1 protein-coding gene is annotated in these 230 nt (G+C 49.6%); it reads left to right on the top strand.

Annotation, left to right across the window (positions count from 1 at the left end):
• A partial coding sequence (locus ACXAFR_RS27700; RefSeq protein WP_475183479.1) for a transposase occupies nucleotides 1-230 on the top strand: 230 nt, incomplete at both ends.

Genomic DNA, 230 nt, shown 5'->3' with positions numbered 1-230 from the left:
ATATCGCCAACGATGATACGCCCAATCGTAAAAATGGCACCACCTCAAAAACCATTAAATCCGGAGCGGGTAAGTTCGAGTTAGACACGCCACGCGATAGAGCTGGCACCTTCGAACCTCAGCTTATCAAGAAGCACCAAACGCATTTAACGGATGACCTCGAGCGCAAAATCCTGGCACTCTATGCACACGGCAATAGCTACCAGAGCATCCGAGAACACCTCAAAGAC

The organism is Pseudomaricurvus sp. ABR4_320, from assembly GCF_056159445.1.
Note: the sequence above shows the minus strand (reverse complement) of the source record. Positions and strands in the feature narration are given on the sequence as shown.